Origin of the sequence: Massilia timonae CCUG 45783, assembly GCF_000315425.1 — a bacterium.
GTDB classification, from domain to species: domain Bacteria; phylum Pseudomonadota; class Gammaproteobacteria; order Burkholderiales; family Burkholderiaceae_D; genus Telluria; species Telluria timonae.
Genome location: NZ_JH992922.1, coordinates 421,871 through 439,775, shown reverse-complemented (window position 1 = coordinate 439,775; position 17,905 = coordinate 421,871). Strand labels below are relative to the sequence as shown.

At 66.5% G+C, this 17,905-nt stretch carries 15 protein-coding genes; 14 read left to right on the top strand and 1 reads right to left on the bottom strand.

Annotated features, from left to right (window positions below):
* Positions 1–76: 76 nt before the first annotated feature.
* The 5 genes from HMPREF9710_RS01775 to HMPREF9710_RS01755 all read left to right on the top strand — a co-directional run bounded on the left by HMPREF9710_RS01775 (position 77) and on the right by HMPREF9710_RS01755 (position 7,826).
* Complete coding sequence (locus HMPREF9710_RS01775) at positions 77–1,126, top strand: hypothetical protein (RefSeq protein WP_005663338.1); 1,050 nt, start codon at positions 77–79, stop codon at positions 1,124–1,126.
* 140 nt (positions 1,127–1,266) lie between these two features.
* Entirely contained in the window at positions 1,267–2,358 is a 1,092-nt protein-coding gene (ychF, locus tag HMPREF9710_RS01770) for a redox-regulated ATPase YchF (protein WP_005663337.1), read from the top strand.
* A 122-nt stretch (positions 2,359–2,480) separates the two neighbouring features.
* Entirely contained in the window at positions 2,481–5,588 is a 3,108-nt protein-coding gene (locus HMPREF9710_RS01765) for a DEAD/DEAH box helicase (RefSeq protein ID WP_005663335.1), read from the top strand.
* A gap of 100 nt (positions 5,589–5,688) precedes the next feature.
* Complete coding sequence (locus tag HMPREF9710_RS01760) at positions 5,689–6,534, top strand: MOSC domain-containing protein (protein WP_005663332.1); 846 nt, start codon at positions 5,689–5,691, stop codon at positions 6,532–6,534.
* Between the two features lie 149 nt (positions 6,535–6,683).
* Positions 6,684–7,826 carry a GGDEF domain-containing protein gene (locus HMPREF9710_RS01755; protein WP_005663330.1) on the top strand — a complete coding sequence of 381 codons (1,143 nt, stop codon included), beginning with the start codon at positions 6,684–6,686 and terminating at the stop codon, positions 7,824–7,826.
* 5 nt (positions 7,827–7,831) lie between these two features.
* Here HMPREF9710_RS01755 and HMPREF9710_RS01750 read toward each other — a convergent pair whose 3' ends face one another.
* Positions 7,832–9,811 carry a monovalent cation:proton antiporter family protein gene (locus tag HMPREF9710_RS01750; protein WP_005663328.1) on the bottom strand — a complete coding sequence of 660 codons (1,980 nt, stop codon included), beginning with the start codon at positions 9,809–9,811 and terminating at the stop codon, positions 7,832–7,834.
* A gap of 156 nt (positions 9,812–9,967) precedes the next feature.
* On the opposite strand from HMPREF9710_RS01750, the gene HMPREF9710_RS01745 reads away from it, so the two are divergent.
* From HMPREF9710_RS01745 to HMPREF9710_RS01705, 9 genes are all read left to right on the top strand, one after another.
* On the top strand, positions 9,968–10,966 hold the full coding sequence (locus HMPREF9710_RS01745; RefSeq protein ID WP_005663326.1) for a KpsF/GutQ family sugar-phosphate isomerase: 999 nt from the start codon (positions 9,968–9,970) through the stop codon (positions 10,964–10,966).
* Positions 10,966–11,520: a KdsC family phosphatase gene (locus HMPREF9710_RS01740; protein WP_005663324.1), complete on the top strand. Its 555-nt coding sequence runs from the start codon at positions 10,966–10,968 to the stop codon at positions 11,518–11,520. Before HMPREF9710_RS01745 ends, HMPREF9710_RS01740 begins: the two co-directional genes overlap by 1 nt.
* A gap of 10 nt (positions 11,521–11,530) precedes the next feature.
* On the top strand, positions 11,531–12,136 hold the full coding sequence (gene lptC, locus HMPREF9710_RS01735; RefSeq protein ID WP_005663322.1) for an LPS export ABC transporter periplasmic protein LptC: 606 nt from the start codon (positions 11,531–11,533) through the stop codon (positions 12,134–12,136).
* Between the two features lie 47 nt (positions 12,137–12,183).
* Entirely contained in the window at positions 12,184–12,732 is a 549-nt protein-coding gene (gene lptA / locus HMPREF9710_RS01730; protein WP_005663321.1) for a lipopolysaccharide transport periplasmic protein LptA, read from the top strand.
* A gap of 11 nt (positions 12,733–12,743) precedes the next feature.
* On the top strand, positions 12,744–13,496 hold the full coding sequence (gene lptB / locus HMPREF9710_RS01725; protein WP_040775454.1) for an LPS export ABC transporter ATP-binding protein: 753 nt from the start codon (positions 12,744–12,746) through the stop codon (positions 13,494–13,496).
* 11 nt (positions 13,497–13,507) lie between these two features.
* Positions 13,508–14,983: an RNA polymerase factor sigma-54 gene (locus tag HMPREF9710_RS01720; RefSeq protein WP_005663318.1), complete on the top strand. Its 1,476-nt coding sequence runs from the start codon at positions 13,508–13,510 to the stop codon at positions 14,981–14,983.
* Positions 14,984–15,058: 75 nt separating this feature from the next.
* Positions 15,059–15,418, top strand: a complete 360-nt coding sequence (gene hpf, locus HMPREF9710_RS01715) for a ribosome hibernation-promoting factor, HPF/YfiA family (protein WP_005663316.1) — start codon at positions 15,059–15,061, stop codon at positions 15,416–15,418.
* A 123-nt stretch (positions 15,419–15,541) separates the two neighbouring features.
* A complete protein-coding gene (locus HMPREF9710_RS01710; RefSeq protein WP_005663314.1) occupies positions 15,542–16,627 on the top strand; it encodes an enoyl-CoA hydratase/isomerase family protein in 1,086 nt (361 codons plus the stop codon).
* 84 nt (positions 16,628–16,711) lie between these two features.
* Positions 16,712–17,782 (top strand): DUF5694 domain-containing protein, encoded by a 1,071-nt coding sequence (locus HMPREF9710_RS01705; protein WP_005663312.1) that lies wholly within the window; start codon positions 16,712–16,714, stop codon positions 17,780–17,782.
* Positions 17,783–17,905 lie beyond the last annotated feature (123 nt).

The window sequence follows — 17,905 nt, the reverse complement described above, 5'->3', positions numbered from 1 at the left end:
TGATCGGGCGCAAGGGCATGCTTCCTGCGATAATTCCGGCATGAAGTCGCTCACTTTTCATGCCGGGCCAGTGGCCATGGCCCAGATTGCGGAACACGGCTTGCGGGCCCGGGACGTGGCCATCGTGCCGGCCGCGGCGGGCGGCCCGAAGGGGCTGATCTTCCAGTCGCTGGACCAGTGGATGTTCGGCGAATGGTTCCCTTCGGCCCCGCGCGAACGCACGCTGATCGGCGCTTCGATCGGCGCCTGGCGCATGGCCGCCGCCTGCCAGAAGGATCCGGTCAAGGCCCTCGCCCTGCTGGGCGAGCTGTATGCGGGCCAGCGCTACACGAGCTTGAAACCTACGCCGCAGGACATCGACGCGGTCGTGCAGGCCTTGCTGGGCGAACTGGTGCGCGGGCATGAAGACGACATCGTCAACCACGAGCATTACCGGCTGCACCTCCTGACCGTGCGCGGACTGCGTTCGCTGGCGTCGCCCGCGCACCGCTACGCCGAGATGCGCGGCTTCCTGTCGGCGGCGCTGCACAACGCCGGCTCGCGCGCCTGGCTCGGGCGCCTGATGGAGCGGGTCGTGATTGGCCATGCACGCAGCCAGGCGCCATGGCTGCGCGAGCGCTTCGACAGTTTCAACACGCATTTCTCGACGCTCACACGCGACAATCTGGCGCCCGGACTGCTGGCTTCGGGCACGCTGCCCCTGCTGATGAAGGCGGTGACCGGCATCGCCGAGGCGCCCGCCGGCAGTTACTGGGACGGCGGCATCATCGACTATCACCTGGCGCTGCCGTATTCGCGGGCGAAGGGCGAGCTGGTGCTGTACCCGCATTTCACCGAGCACATCGTGCCGGGCTGGCTGGATAAGGGATTCCCGTGGAGGAGGGCGGCGCGCGGCGCCAATCGCGGCTGGCTCGACAACGTGCTGCTGGTGGCGCCGTCGCAGGAATTCCTGCGCACGCTGCCGCGCGCAAAACTGCCGGACCGCGCCGACTTCAAGTTCTACGGTTTGAATCACGACGAGCGCGTGCGGACCTGGAAGCGGGCGATCGGGGAAGGGGAGCGGCTGCGAGACGAGTTGGCCGAATTCGCGCTGCGGCCGGACCTGGGCCGCATCAAGCCGATCTAGCTTGTCACAGTAGAAACCCGACCGTTGCAGCGGGCACGCAATGCGCCGTTTTTTGCGGCAGCCTGGCCTGTCCGGGTTACAATGCACGGTTTGGAGCGGTTTACCGATCGCTCGCGTTTACCGAATCAGAAAGAGTTCCCATGACCCTCAAATGCGGCATCGTCGGCCTGCCCAACGTTGGCAAATCCACCCTGTTCAACGCACTGACCAAGGCCGGCATCCCGGCTGAAAACTACCCGTTCTGCACCATCGAGCCGAACGTGGGCGTGGTCGAGGTGCCGGATCCGCGCATCGACGCGCTCTCCGCCATCGTCAAGCCGGAGCGCGTGGTCAAGGCCATCGTCGAATTCGTCGACATCGCGGGCCTGGTGGCCGGCGCGTCGAAGGGCGAGGGCCTGGGCAACCAGTTCCTGTCGCACATCCGCGAAACCGACGCCATCGTCAACGTGGTGCGCTGCTTCGAAGACCCGAACGTGATCCACGTGGCCGGCAAGGTCAGCCCGATCGACGACATCGAAGTCATCCAGACCGAACTGGCGCTGGCCGACATGGGCACCGTCGAGAAAGCCATCCACCGCGAGCAGAAGAAGGCGCGCTCGGGCGACAAGGACGCGGCCAAGCTGGTCGCGCTGCTGGAGCGCCTGATGCCGCACCTGAACGAAGGCCAGCCGGTGCGCACCATGGGCCTGGACAAGGAAGAGATGGCGATCATCTATCCGCTGCACCTGATCACCGCCAAGCCGGCGATGTTCGTGGCCAACGTGTCGGACACCGGTTTCACCAACAACCCGCTGCTGGACCAGCTGACTGAGTTCGCCAACAAGCAGAACGCCCCGATCGTCGCCATTTGCGCCGCGATCGAGTCCGAAATCGCCGAGATGGACGATGCCGACAAGGTCGACTTCCTGAACGACATGGGCATGGACGAGCCGGGCCTGGATCGCCTGATCCGCGCCGCATTCAAGCTGCTGGGCCTGCAGACCTACTTCACCGCCGGCGTGAAGGAAGTGCGCGCCTGGACCGTGCCGATCGGCGCCACCGCGCCGCAGGCCGCGGGCGTGATCCACACCGACTTCGAGCGCGGCTTCATTCGCGCGCAGACCATTTCGTATGATGACTTCCTGACCTACAAGGGCGAGTCGGGCGCCAAGGAAGCGGGCAAGATGCGCGCCGAAGGCAAGGAATACATCGTCAAGGATGGCGACGTGCTGAACTTCCTGTTCAACGTCTGATCCACCGGGGGCGCGCTGCGCCCACCCCAACGCAAGCCCTTCCTTCCGAAGGGCTTGTTGCTTTTGGCTTATACAAAAACAATAAGGCATGCCGTCTGGATACGGTTGAGCTACAGGAAAACATGAACGATACAGTCCAGAACCGCTTGCTGCCGGTGCCGTACTGGCGCGCCGCGCTGGCCGAAGTCAGCCTGCTGCATCCCGAGGTGGCGCCCGACAGCAAACCGATCGCGCTCGCGGAAAACGACGGCGCGTGGCGGGTCGCGCAAGCCGCGCCCGACCTGGCGAGCTGGATCGAGGCACAGTTCAATGCCAGCAAGCTGGAACGTGCCGGCCGCATCCCCTTCGTGCTGATTCCGGCCCGGCTGGCGCTGGAAGCGAGCCATGGCGCCAAGCAGGACGGCGCCGAGTTGCACAAGGGCGCTTCGGTGCTGTGCATCCCCTGCCTGCTGGACCGTCAGGGCGTGTTGTCGCCCGATCCCGAGCGCATGCCGTGGATTCCGCGCGAGCTGCTGGAGCCGACCCTGCAGCGCACGTCGGTCGGCGCGCTGGCCAGCGTCGACGCATTCATCGGCGCGCTGCCGGAACAAGCCACCGGCATGGGCGATACCTTCCACGTGGCGGCGCGCCTGTTCGAAGCCGTGACCGGCGCCGGGCTGCCCGGGCTTTCTGCAATGGCGCCGGCCGAGTCAGGCCAGCGGCTGCCGGATTTCGCGCTGGACGAGCACCGCCTGGTGTCGGGCTGGCACGGCATGCCCTACGAACCGCCGATCGTCGCGCGGCATCTCCTGAAGCTGTATGACCGCATCATCGCCGAGGGGCCGCCCACGCCGCTGCTCGACACCTTGCGCACCATTGCCGACCGGCCGGCGCGCGCACCGTTGCCGCTGCAGCAGGCCGCGCCGTATGACGGCCAGACGGTCGGCCACATGCATCCGCTTCACCACTTGTCGCCGTCCCAGCGCACGGCGATGGTCGAGCTGCAGCGCCTGGGCGAGGGGCAGGTCCTGGCGGTGAACGGTCCGCCCGGCACCGGCAAGACCACCTTGCTGCAAAGCGTGGTCGCCCAGCTCTGGGTCGATGCGGCCCTGGCCGGCGGCGATTGTCCGCTGATCGTGGTCGCCTCGACCAATGTGAAGGCGGTCGAGAACGTGCTCGACAGCTTCGCGAAAATCTCGGCCGAGACCGGGCACCGGCGCTGGCATCCCTACGGGCGCGGCTTCGGGCTGTTCCTGGCGTCCGAATCGCGCCAGACCCAGCATCCGGTCTGCACCGGCAAGAGCCACCCCTTCGAGGAGTTCGAGACGCCGGAAATGCTGGCGGCGGCGGAGCGCCATTACCTCGACTGCGCGGCGATGCACTTCAGACGGCGCGGCGATGGCGTTGGCACCGTGGTCCACGACCTGCACGCCGAACTGAAGGAGCTTGCCGCCCGCCTCGACACGCTGGTGGCGGCGCGCCATACCCTGTTCCATGCGCTCGGCCAGGACGTCGACGACGGCGCCGTTGCCTCGTACCGCGCCTTGCTGGCGACCTTGAACGAGGAACTCACGCGTTGCCGTGAACAGCTGGCGCAAGTGCGCGCGCGCCTGGACGAAAGCGAACAGGCCGCCGACGCCGCCTTGCGCGCCTACGAGGCGCGCCGCGACGACATCATGCAGGCCGAGAAGGCATGGGCGGCCTACCTGGCAGACGCCTCGATCTGGCTCGACCTCTTCAGTTTCGTGCCGGCCGTGCGCCGGCGCCGCATGGCGCGCGACCGCCAGGTGCTGATGGCGCATCCGCTGACTGCCGACCTCCAGCACCGCGCCGACGGCGTGCCGGGGCATTTCCATACGCTCAAGAAGGAAGCGCTGCAGCACAAGAACGATGCCGTAGCCGAGCTGCTCGCCTTGAAAGGGGAGCTCGCGCGTCAGGGAGACGACGTCAAGCAGGAGATGGCGCGGGCCGAGACGGAGCGCGCACGCATCACCAGTGCCTTCGCCGCCTGGCGCGACGTGGCCGGCGACGATCCGGAACTGCTCGACGCCAGCCTGGTCAACCTGAACGAACACCTGGACAAGAAGGTACGCGCGCGCATGTTCGCCGTCGCCGATTGGTACTGGTCGGGCCAGTGGATCCTGGAGGTGCGGCACCGCATCAGGAGCGGCATCAAGGATACGAAGGGGCGCAGCAAGCTCGAAGCGAAGTACCGCCGCTTCGCCAAGCTCTCTCCCTGCCTGGTGTCGAACTTCCACATGGCGCCGTCGTTCTTCACCGCCTGGGAAGGCGAAGACATGCCGTTCTGGAATACGATCGACCTGCTGGTGGTCGATGAGGCAGGGCAGGTCTCGCCCGATATCGGCGCGCCGATGTTCGCCCTGGCGCGCCGCGCGATGGTGGTCGGCGACACCTTCCAGATCGAGCCGGTCTGGAACAGCGGCGAAGCGACCGACCGCGCCAATGCCGTCAAATTCGGCCTGGCGCCGGCCTTCCATGACCCCGCCTACGAGCGCCTGGAGCAGGGCGGCTACACATCGGCCAGCGGCAGCCTGATGCGCATCGCCAACCGCAGCTGCACGGTCCAGCAGTACGAGGACGTGCGCGGCCTGATGCTGACCGAACACCGCCGCTCTGTGCCGGAGCTGATCGATTACTGCAACCGGCTGATCTACGCCGGCCGCCTCGAACCGAAACGCGCGTCGCTGCCGCCGGAAGCGCGGATCCTGCCGCCATTCGAGCTGATTCACGTGGGCGGCAGGGACACCCGGCGCGGCGGCAGCCGCTACAACGAGCTCGAGGCGGCCGCGGTCGTCGACTGGGTCAAGGCCCACCGCGCCGACATCGAACGGCATTACCTCGATGGCGCCGGCAAGCCGACGCCGATCTGGCAGCTGGTGGGCATCGTGACCCCGTTCGCCGCCCAGGCGGGCGCCATCGAGCGGCGCCTGCGCCGCGACATGCCGGACCTGCTGCGCAAGGACAGCCGCCTGACGGTCGGCACCGTGCACGCGCTGCAGGGCGCCGAGCGCGCCATCGTGCTGTTCTCGCCGACCTATGGTGACAACTTCAGCGGCGGCGCCTTCTTCGACCAGAAGCCGAACATGCTGAACGTCGCGGTGTCGCGCGCCCGGGACAGCTTCATCGTCATCGGCAACCGCAAGGTGTTCGATGCCGGCCGCACAGCGCTGCCGTCCGGCCTGCTGGCCACGTATCTGGTGGAGCGCAGCCGCGAGACGGTCGAGGGCTAGCGCAAGGGAAGGGCGGATTCCATCGAATCCGCCCTTCGGGATCGTGCCAGCGGCGCCGATTGCTGCCATACTGTTGGCTTCTTACCATCCCGATCACAGCATGGCCACCGTCACCGAACTCCTCCTTTATCCGATCAAGTCCTGCGCCGGCCTGTCCGTGCCAGAGGCGACGCTTGCCCTCGACGGCCTGTCGGCAAGCGGCGTGCACGACCGCGAATGGATGGTGGTCACGCGCGAAGGCCTGTTCCTGACCCAGCGCGAATATCCGCGCATGGCGACCATCGCGCCGCGCGTCGAGGGCGATGCGCTGGTGGTCGAGGCGCCCGGCCTGTCGCCGATCCGCCTGCCGCTGGCGCACGACCTCGAGGCGCCGGAGATCGAAGTGCTGATCTGGGACGACCACGTCCTGGCCGCCGACTGCGGCGACGATGCCGCCGCCTGGTTCGCCGACGCCGTCGGCGCCCCGTGCCGGCTGGTGCGCTTCCGTCCCGACGTCGTGCGTCCGAAGATCAGCCCATGGACCGGCGGCCTGCCCGCCGCCGCCCGCTTCTCGGACGGCTACCCGATCCTGCTGATCGGCCAATCCTCGCTCGATGACCTGAACGCCAGGCTGGCGAAAGCCGGCCGCGCCGCGCTGCCGATGAACCGCTTCCGCCCCAACATGGTCGTGGAAGGCATCGACGCCTTCGAAGAAGACTTCGTGGAGACTTTCAGCGATGGCGAGATCAACCTGCGTCCGGTCAAGCCCTGCGCCCGCTGCCCGATTCCGTCGGTCGACCAGGCCACCGGCATTCCCGGCCCCGACCCCCTCGACATCCTGCAAACCTACCGCGCCAACGCCCGCATGGACGGCGCCGTCACGATGGGCATGAACGTCATCGTCCAGGACGGCATTGGCCGCACCTTGCGCGTGGGCCAGGAACTAAACGCCGAGCTTGCTTTCTAAGCACCACGGCAGGTCGAACGCCGGCGACACCGCAACAGTGTCGCAAAATCGCCTATTCCCACATCTTGCACGATATTGACAAGCGGTTTTTCATATCCAAGCAAGATTGGATGGCGTAATGTTACGGTTATTGCTGAAAGGAATGCTCCATGCATGAGCCGAGCGCGTCGACGCGAGAACTGATGGCGGAAAACGAGACCCTGCGCGCGCGCATGGCGTACCTGCTCGAGCAGGCCGAACGCAACCACGAAATCATGTGCCGCCACCAGGCCTTCGACCTGCAGATCGTTGGCGCCGGCAGCTTTCCGGAGCTGGTCGGCACGATCTTCCGCACGCTGCCGGTGATCTCCGAACTGGACACCGTCACCCTGTCGCTGGTCGACCCGGATGCCGACATCTATACCGTCATGCACCGCCTGGGCGTCGATTTCGAGGGGTTTCCCAACCTGATGTTCTGCGAGCATGCGGTCGAACTCGGCTTCGACATGTCGCCCGAGCGCCGTCCGCGTCCGATCCTCGGCGCCTATGCGCCGGGCCAGCACTGCGCCATGTTCCCGCATCCGCCCGCCGGGCTGCAGAGCGTGGCCCTGGTGCCGCTGCTGCGCAATACGCGCCTGATCGGCAGCCTCAACCTGGGCAGCACCGACCCGACCCGCTTCACGCCGAACCTGGGCACCGATTTCGTCGAGCACATGGGGTCGATCATCGCGATCTGCCTCGAAAACGTGATCAGCAACGAGATGCTGAAATACATCGGCCTCACCGATTCGCTCACCGGCGTCTACAACCGCCGCTACATGGACCGCCGCCTGCTCGAAGAGATCGCGCGCGCCCGGCGCCAGGGCTATCGCCTGTCCTGCATGTACATCGACATCGACCACTTCAAGCGCGTCAACGACACGGTCGGCCACCAGGGCGGGGACGATGTGTTGCGCGAGGTGTGCGGCCGCATCAAGGCCGAGCTGCGCATGTCGGACGCGCTCGGGCGCTTCGGCGGCGAGGAATTCGTGGTGCTGTTGATCGACGCCGACCTGGAAAGCGCGAGCATGGTCGCGCAGCGCATCCGCGCCAGCGTGGCCGCCGACCCGGTAAGCCTGAATTCGGGCGAGCGGGTCGACGTGACGGTGTCGATCGGCGTCGCCGCGTTGTCAGCGCAGTTGTCCGCGCAGTTGACCGATATTGCGCGCGACAACGCCATCGAAGGCGTCGCGCAAGAGCTGGTGGCGTCGGCCGATGCGGCGCTGTACCAGGCCAAGGCCGGCGGCCGCAACAAGGTCGTCACCTTCGCGTAGGAGCGTCATAGCAACCGGTCCTCGGCCCGGCTGATCGCCTCCCCATCCCCGCGCAACACCACCACGTCGCCCGCGGCCAGCACCAGCTCGGGGCGAGGCTCGACATCCGCGCCGCCGCGCCGCAGCGCCGTCACCTCGGCCGCCACGTCCTCCAGCCGCAGCTCCAGCAAGCTCCTGCCCACGGCGCCCGCCTGCGCATGCAGCCGCACCGAATGCAGCCGCACGTGCCCCGGCTCGAGATCGGCGCCGCTGTCGCTCGCGCCGTGGAAGTAGCCGCGCAGGCTTGCGTAGCGGTCGTCGCGCGCCGCCTGCACCCGGTGCACCACGCGCCGCAGCGGCACGCCCAGCGTCACCAGCGCGTGCGAGGCCAGCATCAGGCTGCTCTCCAGCGCTTCCGGCACCACCTCGGTGGCGCCGGCTGCCTTGAGCATCTCGGTGTCGCGGTCGTCGTAGCTGCGCACGATCACCGGCAGCGCCGGCGCCAGTTCGTGCACCAGGTGCAGCACCTTCATGGCGAAGCGGGTGTCGGCGAAGGTGATCACCAGGGCGCTGGCGCGGCCGATGCCGGCCGCCATCAGGCTCTCGCGCCGCGTCGCGTCGCCGTACGAGACGGTGGCGCCGGCGGCCTGCGCGTCCTGCACCCGCTCCGGGTCCAGGTCGAGCGCATGCCAGGGCAGCGCCTCTTCCTTGAGCAGGGCTGCCAGGCTCTGGCCATTGCGCCCGAAGCCGGCAATGATCACGTGGTTCTGGGTCTTCATGGTGCGCGTGGCGAGCTGGGTCAGCTGCAGCGACTGCGTCATCCATTCGTTGGCCGCGAGCTTCATCACGATCCGGTCCATGCTCGCGATGACGAAGGGCGCGAGCAGCATTGACAGCACCATCGAGGCCAGCACCAGCTGCATCACGAACGGGTCGACCAGCTTCGAGCCGGAGGCGTGATTGAGCAGCACGAAGCTGAACTCCCCCGCCTGGGCCAGCGCCAGGCCGGTGCGCATCGCCGTGCCAGGCGCGGCCCCGAAGGCGCGCGCGAGCAGGGCGATCAGGCCGAACTTGAGCAGCACCACCAGCGCCAGCAGGAGCAGCACCAGCCACCAGTGTTCGATCACCATCCGCAGGTCGAGCAGCATGCCGATCGTGATGAAGAACAGCCCGAGCAGCACGTCGCGGAACGGCTTGATGTCTTCTTCCACCTGATGCTTATAGGGCGTCTCCGAGATCAGCATGCCGGCGACAAAAGCGCCCAAGGCCAGCGACAGGCCGGCCTGCTCGGTGATCCAGGCCGCGCCCAGGGTCACCAGCAGGAGGTTGAGCATGAACAGCTCTTGCGAGCGGCGCTTGGCGACGACCGTGAACCAGCGCCCCATCAGCTTCTGGCCGAAGAACAGCAGCAGGGCCAGCACCAGCGCCGCCTTGACCGCTTCCACCCCGAGCGTGATCGCCAGGTCTTCCGGATCGCGCGCCAGCGCCGGAATCATGATCAACAGCGGCACCACCGCCAGGTCCTGGAACAGCAGGATGCCGACGCTGCGCCGCCCATGCTCGCTCTCGAGTTCCAGCCGTTCGGTGAGCAGCTTGACGACGATGGCGGTCGAAGACATCGCCAGCGCGCCGCCCAGCGAGAAGGCGGCCTGCCAGCCGAGCGCAATGCCGGGCAGGAGCCAGGCCGCCAGCAGGGCGATCCCCATGACGGCCACGATCGTCGACACCACCTGGGCCAGGCCCAGCCCGAACACGATGCGCCGCATCGAGCGCAGTTGGCCAAGCGAGAACTCCAGGCCGATCGAGAACATCAGGAACACGACCCCGAACTCGCCCAGCGCATGGGTGGTGGGACTGTCCTCGGCCAGGGCCAGGGCGTGGGGGCCGATCAGGACGCCGACGGCGAGGTAGCCGAGCATCGGCGGCAGTTGCAGGCTACGAAAAAGCACCACGCCCAGGACGGCGCAGCCCAGCAGGAGGAGGGTGAGTTCAAGACCGGAATGCATTGATGCGATGCTGGGATAAACAGCAAAAGTGTTGATCTTATGGCACTAGCCAGGTGTGGTGCGGCATGCGCTTGTTATCGTTTGTTACGACTGGCAAGTTTTTTGCTTTCCCAATTCGTTTATACTTCCAAAATGAGTGTAACCGATGAAAAAATAATGCCGAAAAGTTTTGACGAGACCCTGGCCCGGCGCGTGTTGGAACTGGGTCGCGAAACGCTGTCGATCGAAGCCGACGCCATCCGCGCCCTGCAGGCGCGCCTGGGCGACGACGACAGCTTCGTGAACGCCGCGCAGCTGATCCTGGGCTGCGACGGCCGCGTGGTCGTGTCCGGGATGGGCAAGTCGGGCCACATCGGCCGCAAGATCGCCGCCACCCTGGCGTCCACCGGCACCCCGGCCTTCTTCATGCACCCGGGCGAGGCCGCGCACGGCGACCTGGGCATGGTCACCAGGAACGACGTGGTGATCGCGATTTCCAACTCGGGCGAATCGTCCGAGATCCTCGACATCCTGCCGGCCGTGAAGCGCCTGGGCGCGCGCGTGATCGCCATGACCGGTAAACCAGCCTCGCGCCTGGCCAAGCTGGCCGACGTGCACCTGAACATCGCGGTGGACAAGGAAGCCTGCCCGCTCAACCTGGCGCCGACCACCAGCACCACCGTCACCCTCGCCATGGGCGATGCGCTGGCCGTGGCGCTGCTGGATGCGCGGGGTTTTCGTGAACAAGACTTCGCGCTGTCGCATCCGGGCGGCGCGCTGGGCCGCCGCCTGCTGACCCATGTGCGCGACGTGATGCGCAGCGGCGACGCGGTGCCGAGCGTGGGCCCCGAAACCTCGCTGGTCGAAGCGCTGCTCGAAGTGACCCGCAAGGGCCTCGGCATGACCGCCATCGTCGACGCCGAAGGCCGTCCGGTCGGCGTGTTCACCGACGGCGACTTGCGCCGCGTGATCGAACGCATGCACGACTTCTCGAACGTCCAGATCCGCGACGTGATGCACGCCAACCCGCGCCGCGTGCGGCCCGAGCAACTGGCGGTCGACGCCGTCGCCGTGATGGAAGAATTCCGCATCAACCAGATGCTGGTGGTCGACGAGGACGACCGCCTGGTCGGCGCGCTGCACATCCACGACCTGACCCGCGCCAAGGTGATCTGATGAGCGACACGTTTATCCCGGCCATTACCCCATTGGCCCATATGGAGCGCGCGGCGCGCGTCAAGGTCATGATCTTCGACGTCGACGGCGTGCTGACCGACGGCAGCCTGACCTACGGCCCGGAAGGCGAAGTCACCAAGACCTTCAATGTGCTCGACGGCCTGGGCATCCAGCTGCTGAACAAGACCGGCGTCCAGACCGCGATCATCAGCGCGCGCCTGTCGCCGATCGTCGTCAAGCGCGCGGCCGATCTCGGCATCTCGCACGTCCACCAGGGCATCCACGACAAGCGTATCGGCTTCGCCAAGCTGTTGGAAGCCACCGGCTTCACGGCGGAGCAGTGCGGCTACATCGGCGACGACGTGATCGACTTGCCGCTGTTCGCGCGCGTCGGCTTCGCCGTCGCGGTGCCGTCCGGCCACCCGGAGGTGCAGCACCGCGCGCACTACGTAACGAAAAACGCCGGCGGGCGCGGCGCGGTGCGCGAGGTGTGCGACCTCGTGATGCGCGCCCAGGGCACCTACGACCAGGCGCTCGCGCCGTACTTCGCCTGAGGCTTTAAAAATGGCTACCGTCGTCGTCAACAAGCGCACCGCCCACCGCTGGAATCTCCTGGCGATGATCGTCATCGGCACCTTCTTCGCCTTCGGCAGCTTCTGGCTGCTGCAACTGATGCAGGGGTCCGACATCGACGCCCAGCTGGGCGGACCGCCGGACGAACCGGACTACATCGTCGAGAACTTCTCCTTCGTGCGCATGACCGAGAACGGCCAGCCGAGCTACCTGGTGTCGGGCAAGCGCCTGGAGCATATTCCGCGCGGCGACGTGTCGCACGTCGAGGCGCCGGTGCTGCGCGGCGTCGAGCCGGGCCGCCCGCCGATGACGGTGGTCGCGAAGAACGCGCAGATCCATCACCAGGAGCACCGGGTCGAGCTGATCGGCGACGTCGACCTGCAGCGCCCCAAGACCGCGCAGAGTGAATCGCTGCACGTGCGCACCCAGGCGCTCACCGTGCTGCCGGACGAAGAAATACTGAAGACCGATCTGCCGATCGACATGCAGCTCGGCGCGTCCAGCGTCAAGGGCACCGGCATGGTCGCCAACAATGCGACCATGCAGCTGCACCTGTCCAGCCGCGGCCAGATCGTCTATCCGCCACGCCAGCGCTGATCCTCCAGAAACGCCGCGTGCCAACCAGAGACCCGTATCCACCAACCATGAAAAAACTACTTGTCGCCGCCTTCCTTTCCCTGCTGTCGCTGACCGCGGCCGCCGAACGCGCCGATTCGCTCAAGGAAGCGGTCATCAACTTCGATTCGCTCGACATCGACGAGGTGACCGGCACCCGCATCCTGACCGGCAACGTGGTGCTGACCCGCGGCACCCTGGTGCTCAAGTCCGACCGCGCCCTGGTCAAGGAAAGCCCGGAAGGCTATATGAGCGTGACCCTCACCGCTGCCGGCGGCAAGGTCGCCACTTTCCGCCAGAAGCGTGACGGCGGTCCCGACCTGTGGGTCGACGGCCAGGCCGAGCGCATCGAGTACGACGAGCGGTCGGAACTGGTGCGCCTGTATTCCAACGCCGTCGTGCGCGAACTCGAAGGCGCGCGCATGACCAACCAGATCACCGGCCCCTTCATTTCCTACGACAACCGCAAGGAAGTGGCCACGGTGCGCAACGACGAAAGCGGCAAGAGCGTCGCCGGCGGCGGCCGCGGCACCCTGATCCTGGCGCCCAAGCGCGCACCCGCCGGAGGCGCCCAATGACGGCGATTCCGATGGAGCTGGGCGATCGCAGCACACTGGTCGTCAAGGGCCTGCAGAAGAGCTATGGCAAGCGCCTGGTGGTGCGCGACGTGTCGCTGCAGGTCGAATGCGGCGAAGTGGTCGGCTTGCTGGGCCCGAACGGCGCCGGCAAGACGACGTCGTTCTACATGATCGTCGGCCTGGTGCCGTCGGACGCCGGCTCGATCGACATCAACGGCACCGACATCACCAGCCTGCCGATCCACCGCCGCGCCGTACTGGGCCTGTCTTACCTGCCGCAAGAGGCTTCGGTGTTCCGCAAGCTGACGGTGGAAGAGAACATCCGCGCCGTGCTCGAGCTGCAGAAGGACAACGGCAAGCCGCTGTCGAAAGACCAGATCAACGAGCGCCTCGACACCCTGCTGGCCGACCTGCAGATCGAGAAGCTGCGCGAGAATCCGGCGCTGTCGCTGTCGGGCGGCGAGCGCCGCCGCGTGGAAATCGCGCGCGCGCTGGCGACCAATCCGCGCTTCGTGCTGCTCGACGAACCGTTCGCCGGCGTCGACCCGATCGCCGTGATCGAGATCCAGCGCATCGTGCGCTTCCTGAAGGAGCGCCGGATCGGTGTTTTGATCACCGACCACAACGTGCGCGAGACGCTCGGCATCTGCGACCGCGCCTACATCATCAACCAGGGCGCGGTGCTTGCCTCCGGCCGTCCTGACGACATCATCGCCGACGAGTCGGTGCGCCGCGTGTACCTGGGTGAACACTTCCGCATGTGAGCGACGCCTAGATGAAACAGTCCCTGCAACTTCGCACTTCGCAGCACCTCGCGCTTACGCCGCAACTGCAGCAGTCGATCCGGTTGCTGCAACTGTCGACGCTCGAGCTGCACCAGGAGATCGAGCAGATACTGGGCGATAACCCCTTGCTCGAGCGGCTCGACGATCCGCTCGACCGATCGGTGCGCCTGCTGGCCGATGGCGCCATCAACAATGCGCCCGCCAATGGCGAAGCGCCGCCGGCGCCCGGCCAGCAGGCCGAGGGCGAGGGTGCGCCGGCGCAGGAGGGCGAGGGTTTCGAGGGCGGCGCCGACAACGAACGCGTCGATGCCGACTGGAGCGACGGCGGCGCGCCATCGTCCGGCGGCGGCGAGGACGAGGACGGCCGCCCGCAACTGGAGGCCTGCGCCATCACGCTGCGCGAACACCTGATGGAACAGGTGCGCGAAGCCATCCTGTCGGCGCGCGACCGTGCGCTGGCCGAGCTGGTGATCGATGCGCTGGACGACAACGGCTACCTGGAAGAGCCGCTCGACGAGATCCACGCCAGGCTGCCCGAAGAACTCGAGATCGAGATCGACGAATTACGGTGTGCGCTGGCGCTGGTGCAGAGCATGGACCCGGTGGGCGTCGGCGCGCGCAGCGCGGCCGAGTGCCTGGCGCTGCAGATCCGGCGCATGCCGGGCGTGCCGCTGGTGACGCGGCGCATGGCGCTGACCATCGTCGAGGGTTACCTGAGCTGGTTCGCCCAGCGCGAATACAGCAAGCTGAAAAAAGCGCTCGACTGCGACGACGAAGACTTGCGCGAGGTGCAGGCCGTGGTGCGCCAATGCAATCCGCATCCGGGCGCGGCGTTCGCCTCGAACGTGTCGGACTACGTGGTGCCGGACGTGATCGTGCGCCGTTCCAAGAGCGGCTGGGCGGTCACCCTGAACCCGGACGTGATGCCGCGCCTGCGCGTGAACAGCCTGTACGCCAGCCTGCTCAAGCAGGGCAAGAGCGAAGCGCAGATGGGCGCGCAGCTGCAGGAAGCGAAGTGGCTCATCAAGAATATGCGCCAGCGATTCGACACCATCCTGCGCGTGGCGGAGGCGATCGTCGAGCGCCAGCGCAACTTTTTCTCCCATGGCGCGGTTGCCATGCGGCCCCTTGTTTTACGTGAGATAGCTGATACACTAGGCCTACACGAGAGCACAATTTCTCGTGTCACAACGCAGAAATACATGCTGACCCCGCACGGCATGTTTGAGTTGAAGTATTTCTTCGGCAGCCACGTTGCCACCGAGGCGGGAGGCGAAGCATCCTCGACGGCAATCCGTGCGCTCATCGCACAATTGACAGGAGCAGAAGACCCTAGGAACCCATTGTCCGACAGCAAGATCGCGGAGATGCTCGGGGAACAAGGCATGGTCATCGCGCGCCGGACGGTTGCAAAATACCGTGAAGCCCTCAAGATACCCCCTGTAAGCCTCCGCAAGTCCTTGTAACTGCGCCGTCCACACCCGTCGTGCCTTGTCGCGTTGGTGTGGTCCACACGGTGCAACCTTTTCAAAGGAGTGTGTATGAACCTCACAATCAGTGGCCATCATCTCGAAGTAACCCCCGCCATCCGTGAATACGTTCAGAATAAGCTCGAGCGCATCATTCGCCATTTCGACCAGGTGATCGACACCCACGTCTTCCTGGCCGTCGACAACCTCACTGAAAAAGAAAAAAGGCAGAAAGCAGAGATCAACGTCCAGGTGTCGGGCAAGACCCTGCACGTGGCAAGTGTCGCGCAAGACCTGTACGCCGCGATCGATACGCTGATGGATAAGCTGGACAGACAGATTCTGAAACACAAGCAAATGCTGAAGGACCATAGCCGTACCTCGATCAAACGCCTGCCGGAAAACGGCGGCGAAGACGCTGCTGTCGCCTGATCAGGCGCAGGGCTCACACTAGCTAAGGGCGTCTGAGGGGACGCCCTTTTTGCATCCAGCTCCCCGATATGACGCGTTTCGTGTGTTCGGTAAAATGCATGTCTCTCCATTACGGATTACGCCATGACCGACCACGTCCTGACCCGCGTCGCCAACCGCACCGGCATCATCACCCTGGACCGCCCGAAGGCGCTCAATTCGCTGTCGCTCGAGATGGTGCGCGCGCTCACCACTGTGCTGCGCGCCTGGCGGCATGACGGGCAGGTCGACGCGGTCGTACTGACCAGCAGCAGCGAGAAGGCCTTGTGCGCGGGCGGCGACATCCGCTTCTTCCATGAGGTCGGCCATGCGACGCCGATGGGCGGCAGCGCGCTGCTCGAGGATTTCTTCACCGAAGAATACGCGCTGAACCACCTGATCCATTTCTACCCGAAGCCCTACATCGCCATCATGGATGGCGTCGTGATGGGCGGCGGCATGGGCATCGCCCAGGGCGGCCCGGACTGCGGCCTGCGCATCGTGACCGAGCGCACGAAGATGGCCATGCCCGAGGTGAACATCGGCCTGTTCCCGGACGTCGGCGGCAGCCACTTCCTGTCGCATGCGCCCGGACAGCTGGGCAACTACCTGGGCCTGACCGGGCTGACGATCGGCGCCGCCGACGCGCTCCATATCGGTCTGGCCGATGTCTTCGTGCCGGGCGCCGAACTGCGGGCCCTGCATGCCCTGATCGCGTCCACACCCGGCGCCGACCTGCCGGCGGCGATCCGCGCTTTCGCGGCGCCGTTCGCGCAGAAGGCGGGCAATGGCGAACTGCAGGCCCAGCGCCAGCTGATCGATGCGCATTTCGGCGCCGCGTCGGTCGCCGCGATCATGGCTTCGCTCGAAGGCGACGAGACGCCGTTCGCGCAGCGCGCCCTGGCGGCGATGCGCCAGCGCTCGCCCCTATTGATGTGCGTGACCCACGAACTGCTGGCGCGCGGCGCGCAGCTGTCCGTGGCCGACTGCCTGCGCATGGAACGTTCGCTGGTGCGTCACAACTTCGCGCATGGCGAAGTGCTGGAAGGCGTGCGCGCGCTCGTCATCGACAAGGACAATGCGCCGCGCTGGAATCCGCCTTCGCTCGATCAGGTGACGCCCGACATGGTGGCGCGCTTCTTCGACCCGGTGTGGCCGGAGCATGCGCATCCGCTCAGGCATCTCGCATAATCCGCTGCGTGCATATCCATTTTTGCGTGACACCATATCGGTGAGGTGTGAACATCGGGTCTTCATGACCTGAAAGGAAACCCGATGCGCCTGCCTGCCTTGCTGATCTCGATGACCTTGTCCTGCGCCGCCGCCGCGCAGGATTACCAGCCGGCCTTCGATCCGAGCCGGCTCAAGGGCCCCGCGACGGGGCCGGTCAACGAGATCATGGTGCTCGGCTCGCCCCACCTGGCGCACCTGCCCAAGACCTTCCAGACGTCGAGCCTGGCCCCGCTGAACGACCGGCTCGCCGCCTGGAAGCCGCAGGCGATCGCGGTCGAGGACCGCTCCGGGCCGCAGTGCGATTTCATGCGCCGCTATGCGGCGCGCTACCAGGAGGCGGTCGACGGCTATTGCTGGGATACCGCGCCGGCCAGGGCGGCGACCGGGCTCGACGTGCCGCAGGCCACCGCCGAGGCCGAACGGCTGCTGGCCGCCTGGCCCGCGGCGCCGTCGGCGGCCCAGCGACGGCGCCTGGCGGCCGTGTTCCTGGCCGGCGGCGAGGAGGCGTCGGCCGTGGTCCAGTGGCTCCGCCTGCCGAACGCCGAGCGCCGCGCCGGCGACGGCCTGGATGAGGTCCTGGTCGCACGGCTGCAAAAGCTCGCGGTTCATCCCAACGAAAGCGTGGCGATCGCGGCGCAGCTGGCGGCCCGGCTGGGGCATGAGCGCGTATATGCGATGGACGACCAGACGGCAGGCCGCCCCTACGCCGATCGCAAGGCGGCCGGCGAGGCGATCATGAAGGCCTGGGACAATCCGGCCAATGCCAAGCGCAAGAAGGAGGACGAGATCCTCGACCGGGGCGTGGATACTCCGGAAGGCCTGCTGGCGATGGTTCGCGCCTACAATTCGCCGGCCCACGTCGCGGCGAGCTTCGAGATCGATTTCGGCGCGGCGCTGAACGAGCCGTCACCGCAGCGCTTCGGCCGCGCCTACGTCGGCTACTGGGAAACGCGCAACCTGCGCATGGCGGCGAACATCCGCGACGTGGTGGGCGTCATGCCGGGCACGCGGCTGCTGGTCATCGTCGGTGCTTCGCACAAGGGTTACCTGGAAGCCTACCTGCACCAGATGCACGACGTGCGGGTCGTCGATACAGCGGCGTTGCTGCGGTAAATGCTGCACATGAAAGATAAGGTCATCCTGCGTGAGTCGGGCGTCCCTGCAAGCCGCGGTGAGAATGCGTGAGCTTGCGCGGCATCTTCTTGTGATACTTTCAGACTTCCATCAACGATGACA